This is a genomic window from Streptomyces specialis, assembly GCF_001493375.1.
Taxonomy (GTDB): Bacteria; Actinomycetota; Actinomycetes; order Streptomycetales; family Streptomycetaceae; genus Streptomyces; species Streptomyces specialis.
In genome coordinates this window covers 1-4,873 of record NZ_LN929795.1, presented here as the reverse complement: position 1 = coordinate 4,873, position 4,873 = coordinate 1, and the positions used below count along the sequence as shown (strand labels likewise).

General features: G+C 75.2%; 1 protein-coding gene. It reads right to left on the bottom strand.

The annotated features are described in order from the left end of the window. Nucleotides 1–4,873: type I polyketide synthase (locus BN2279_RS07225; protein ID WP_159037093.1), on the bottom strand; the 4,873-nt coding region annotated here is incomplete at both ends.

Sequence of the window (4,873 nt, the reverse complement as noted above, 5' to 3'; positions counted from 1 at the left end):
CGCGGTTTCGAGGAGCAGCCGCTGCTGCGGGTCCATGGCGAGGGCTTCGCGCGGCGAGATGCCAAAGAAGGCGGCGTCGAAGTCGGCCAGTTCGTAGAGGAAGCCGCCCGCGCGGGCGTAGGTGGTGCCCGGGTGGTCGGGGTCGGGGTGGTAGAGGTTCTCCACGTCCCAGCCCCGGTCGGCGGGGAACGCGTCCATGGCGTCGGCGCCTTCGGCCACGAGCCGCCACAGCGCCTCGGGGCTGTCGGCGCCGCCGGGGTAGCGGCAGCTCATCGCGACGATGGCGATGGGCTCGTCGGCCGTCGTGGCGCGGCGGTTGGGTGCGGCGGGCGCGTGTTCCCGTGGAGAGCCGAGGAGTTCGGCGCGGAGATGGGCGGCGAGTGCGGTGACGGTCGGGTGGTCGAAGACCAGGGTGGCGGGGAGCCGTACCCCGGTGACGCGGGCCAGGCGGTCGCGGAGTTCGACGGCGGTGAGGGAGTCGAAGCCCAGTTCGCGGAACGGCCGGGCGGGTTCGACGTGGTCGGTGGTGGTGTGGCCGAGGACGGTGGCGGCGTGCTCGCGGACCAGCGCGACGAGGACGCGGTCGCGTTCGGCCGGGTCGGCGGCGGTGAGCGCGGCGCGCAGCGCGGTGGCGGCCTCGCCTTCCTCGTTTCCGTGATCGTCGGGGTGGAGCACGGCGCGTACGTCGGGCAGTTCGTCCAGGAGCGGACTGGGCCGGGCCGCGGTGAAGGGGGGTGCGAAGCGTTCCCAGTCCATGTCGGCCACGGTGACGGTGGTGTCGCCGAGGTCGAGGGCGGTGGCCAGGGCGGTGAGGGCGGCGTCGGGCGGCAGGGTGCGCAGGCCGCGGCGGCGGAGTTGGTCCGCGACGGCGGCGGTGCCCGCCATGCCGCCGCCGGCCCAGGGGCCCCAGGCGACGGCGGTGGCGGACAGGCCGCGCGCGCGGCGCTGTTCGGCCAGCGCGTCGAGGTGGGCGTTGGCGGCGGCGTACGCGGCCTGGCCGCCACTGCCCCACGCGCCCGCGCCGGAGGAGAACAGCACGAACGCGTCCAGCGGCCGGTCACCGAGGAGTTCGTCCAGGAGCGTGGCTCCCGTGGCTTTCGCCGCCAGCACGTGGTGGAGATCGGTGGGGGTGATGTCGGTGAGGGCGGCGGGGGTGTCGAGTCCGGCGGTGTGGAAGACGGCGGTCGGCGGGTGTTCGGCCAGCAGCGCGGCGAGCGCGTCGCGATCGGCCACATCACAAGCCGTGATGGTCACCCGCGCGCCCGCCTCCTCCAACTCGGCCCGCAACCGGTCGGCGCCCGGCGCCGACGCCCCCTGACGGCTCGTCACCACCACATGCTCCGCACCGACCCGCACCAGCCACCGCGCGACGCGCCCGCCGATGCACCCCGTCCCTCCCGTCACCAGCACAGTCCCCCGCCCCCGCCACGACTCCACGGCCCCATCGGGACCTCCCGGTTCGGCACGGACCATACGCCGCGCGAACAACCCCGTCGTCCGGACCGCGAGCTGGTCCTCACCGCCGGAACCCGCCAGCGCGGCGGCGAACCGTCGCGTCAGGCGGTCGTCCCAGGGCGCGGCGGCGGACGGCAGGTCGATCACACCACCCCACACGTGCGGGAGTTCGAGCGCGGCGACGCGGCCGAGTCCCCAGGCCCGTGCCTGGTCCGGGCGCGTGGTGGGGTCGAGCGGGCCGGTGGAGACCGCGCCCCGGGTCGCGCACCACAGCCGTGCCGTGTCCCGGCGGGGTCCGGCCGCACTCGCGCGGTCGGCCAGGGCCTGGACGAGGCGGAGGGTGTGGGCGAGGCCGTCCGGTTCCAGCGCCAGAAGGGACAGCACACCGGAGGGGTTCCCGGTTTCGGTGCCGAGGCGCGCGGCGAGCGCGGCGCGGTCGTCGCCCGGGTCCACGGTGAGCAACGTCGGCTCGGCTCCGTGGGCGGCGAGCGCGGCGGCGGCCGACGCGACGGCGGGGTCGTGTCGTTGGTCCTCAGTGAGGGCGATCAGCCAGGTGCCGTCGAGGCGTTGGGGGGCGGTCGGCTCGGTCAGCGGGCGCCAGGTGACGCGATAGTGCCAGGCGGCGACGGTCGTCTCGTCGTCGCGGCGCCGGTGCCAGTCGGCGAGGGCGGGGAGCGCGTCGCGCAGCGACACGTCCCCGTCCGGGTCGAGTCGCAGCGTCTCGGCGAGCGAGCGGACGTCCCCGCGTCGGACCACCGACCAGAACGCGGCGTCCGTGGCGGACGCCGGCGCGTTCCCGGCGTCGGGGGCTGGAGCGGCGTCGAGCCAGTAACGGCGGCGCTGGAACGGGTAGGTGGGCAGTTCCACTTTGCGACCGCCCCAACCGGTGAGGACGGCGGGCCAGTCGACGCGGACGCCCCCGGTGTGCGCGGCGCCGAGCGAGGTGAGGAACCGGGCCGGGCCGCCCTCGCCGCGCCGCAGGGAGGGGATCACGACGGCGCTTCGCCGTTCGTCGCCGGTCTCGGCCGCGTACTCGTCGGCGGTCTCCTGGAGACCGGGGGCCAGCACCGGGTGCGGGCTCATCTCCAGGAACGCGGTGTGCCCTTCGGCCAGCAACCGCCGGACGACGTCCTCGAAACGGACCGGTTCCCGCAGGTTGCGGTACCAGTAGGCGGCGTCCGGCATGGCGTCGTCCGTGGCCCCGGCGACCGTCGAACGGAACGGGACGCCGGGCGCGTTCGGCGTGATCCCGGCCAGCGCGCCGGTCAGCTCGTCGTGGATGGCCTCGACATGGGGACAGTGCGACGCGTAGGCGACCGGGACGCGCCTGGCCCGCACGCCGTGATCGGCGCAGTCGGCGAGGAACTCGTCCAGCGCGTCGGCGTCGCCGGAAACCACCAGCGAGGTCGGGCCGTTGACGGCGGCGACGGCGAGGCGGCCGTTCCAGCGGGCGAGGCGTCCGGTGGTCGCGCTGTGCGGGGCGGTGACCGAGGCCATGCCGCCCCGGCCCGCGAGGCGGGCCAGCAGCCGGCTGCGCACGGCCACCACGCGGGCGGCGTCCTCCAGAGTCAGGCTTCCGGCGACGCAGGCGGCGGCGATCTCGCCCTGTGAGTGCCCCACCACGGCCGATGGCCGCACACCACAGGCCGTCCACAGCTCGGCCAGCGCCACCATGACGGCCCACAGCACGGGCTGGACCACGTCGTCACCGCTCAGTTCCGGTGCGCCGGGGGCCTGTCGGAGGACGGCGTCCAGCGACCATCCGACGTGCGGGGCGAGTGCCCGTTCGCAGGCCGCCACGCGGTCACGGAACACCGGGGAGGTGTCGAGGAGTTCGACGGCCATGCCGGGCCACTGCGAGCCCTGCCCGGGGAAGACGAACACCGCGCGCCGCTCCCCCGCCCCGGCGGGCACCGCGCCGCGCACCAGGCCCGGCGCCTCCTTCCCGGAAGCCAGCGCGCCGAGCCCGGCGGCGAGTTCACCGGGGGTCGAGCCGACGACGACGGCACGGTGTTCGAAGAGGCCGCGCGTCGCGACGAGTGAGTGGGCCGTGTCGTGCGGGCGCGGGCCGGGGGCGAGCGCGTGGAGGCGCCGCGCCTGCTCGGCGAGAGCGGCGGGCGAGCGGGCGGACAACACCAAGGGCACGGCGACCGGTTCGAGCACCGGTCGCTCTCCTGCGAGCGAGTCGCTGGTCGTCGTGTCGGCTTCGGTCCTGGTCTCGGCTTCGGCTTCGGCTTCGGCTTCGGCTTCGGCTTCGGCTTCGGCTTCCATGCTGTCCGGAACGTCGCCGCCGCGCTCTTCGGGTGCCTGTTCGATGATGACGTGGGCGTTGGTGCCGCTCATCCCGAACGAGGAGACGGCGGCCCGGCGCGGGCGGCCGTTCTCCGGCCAGGGGACGGGTTCGGTCAGCAGCCGGACCGCGCCGGACTCCCAATCGACGTGCGGCGTCGGCTCGTTGACGTGCAGGGTGCGCGGCAGCAGGTCGTTGCGCAGGGCCTGGACCATCTTGATGACGCCGCCGACTCCGGCGGCGGCCTGGGCGTGGCCGATGTTCGACTTCAAGGAGCCGAGCCACAGCGGGCGTTCGGCGGGCCGGTCCTGGCCGTAGGTGGCGATCAGCGCCTGCGCCTCGATCGGATCACCGAGGACGGTGCCGGTGCCGTGCGCCTCGACGGCGTCGATGTCGGCGGGCGACAGACCGGCGTTGGCGAGGGCGGCCCGGATCACCCGGCGCTGCGCCGGACCGCTGGGCGCGGTCAGGCCGTTGGACGCGCCGTCCTGGTTGATCGCGGAGCCGCGCACCACGGCGAGCACCGGGTGACCGTTGCGGCGGGCGTCGGAGAGCCGTTCCAGCAGCAGCATCCCGACGCCCTCGCCCCAGCCGGTGCCGTCCGCGTCGGCGGAGAAGGCGCGGCAGCGGCCGTCCGGCGACAGGGCCCGCTGGCGGCTGAACTCGATGAACGGTCCCGGGCTGGACATGGCCGTCACGCCGCCCGCCAGGGCCATCGCGCACTCGCCCTGCCGCAGTGCCTGGGCGGCCATGTGGAGGGCCACGAGGGAGGAGGAGCACGCGGTGTCCACGGTGACGGCCGGTCCCTCCAGCCCCAACTGGTAGGCGATGCGGCCGGATACGACGCTCGCGGCGTTCCCGGTGCTGAGGTAGCCCTGGGTGTCGTCGGGGACGTCGAGGTGGCGCCGCAGATAGTCCTGGTAGCCGGCGCCGATGAACACGCCGGTCTGGCTGCCGTGGGCGGTGGCCGGGGGGATGCCCGCGCGTTCGAACGCCTCCCACGCGGTTTCGAGGAGCAGCCGCTGCTGCGGGTCCATGGCGAGGGCTTCGCGCGGCGAGATGCCAAAGAAGGCGGCGTCGAAGTCGGCCAGTTCGTAGAGGAAGCCGCCCGCGCGGGCGTAGGTGGTG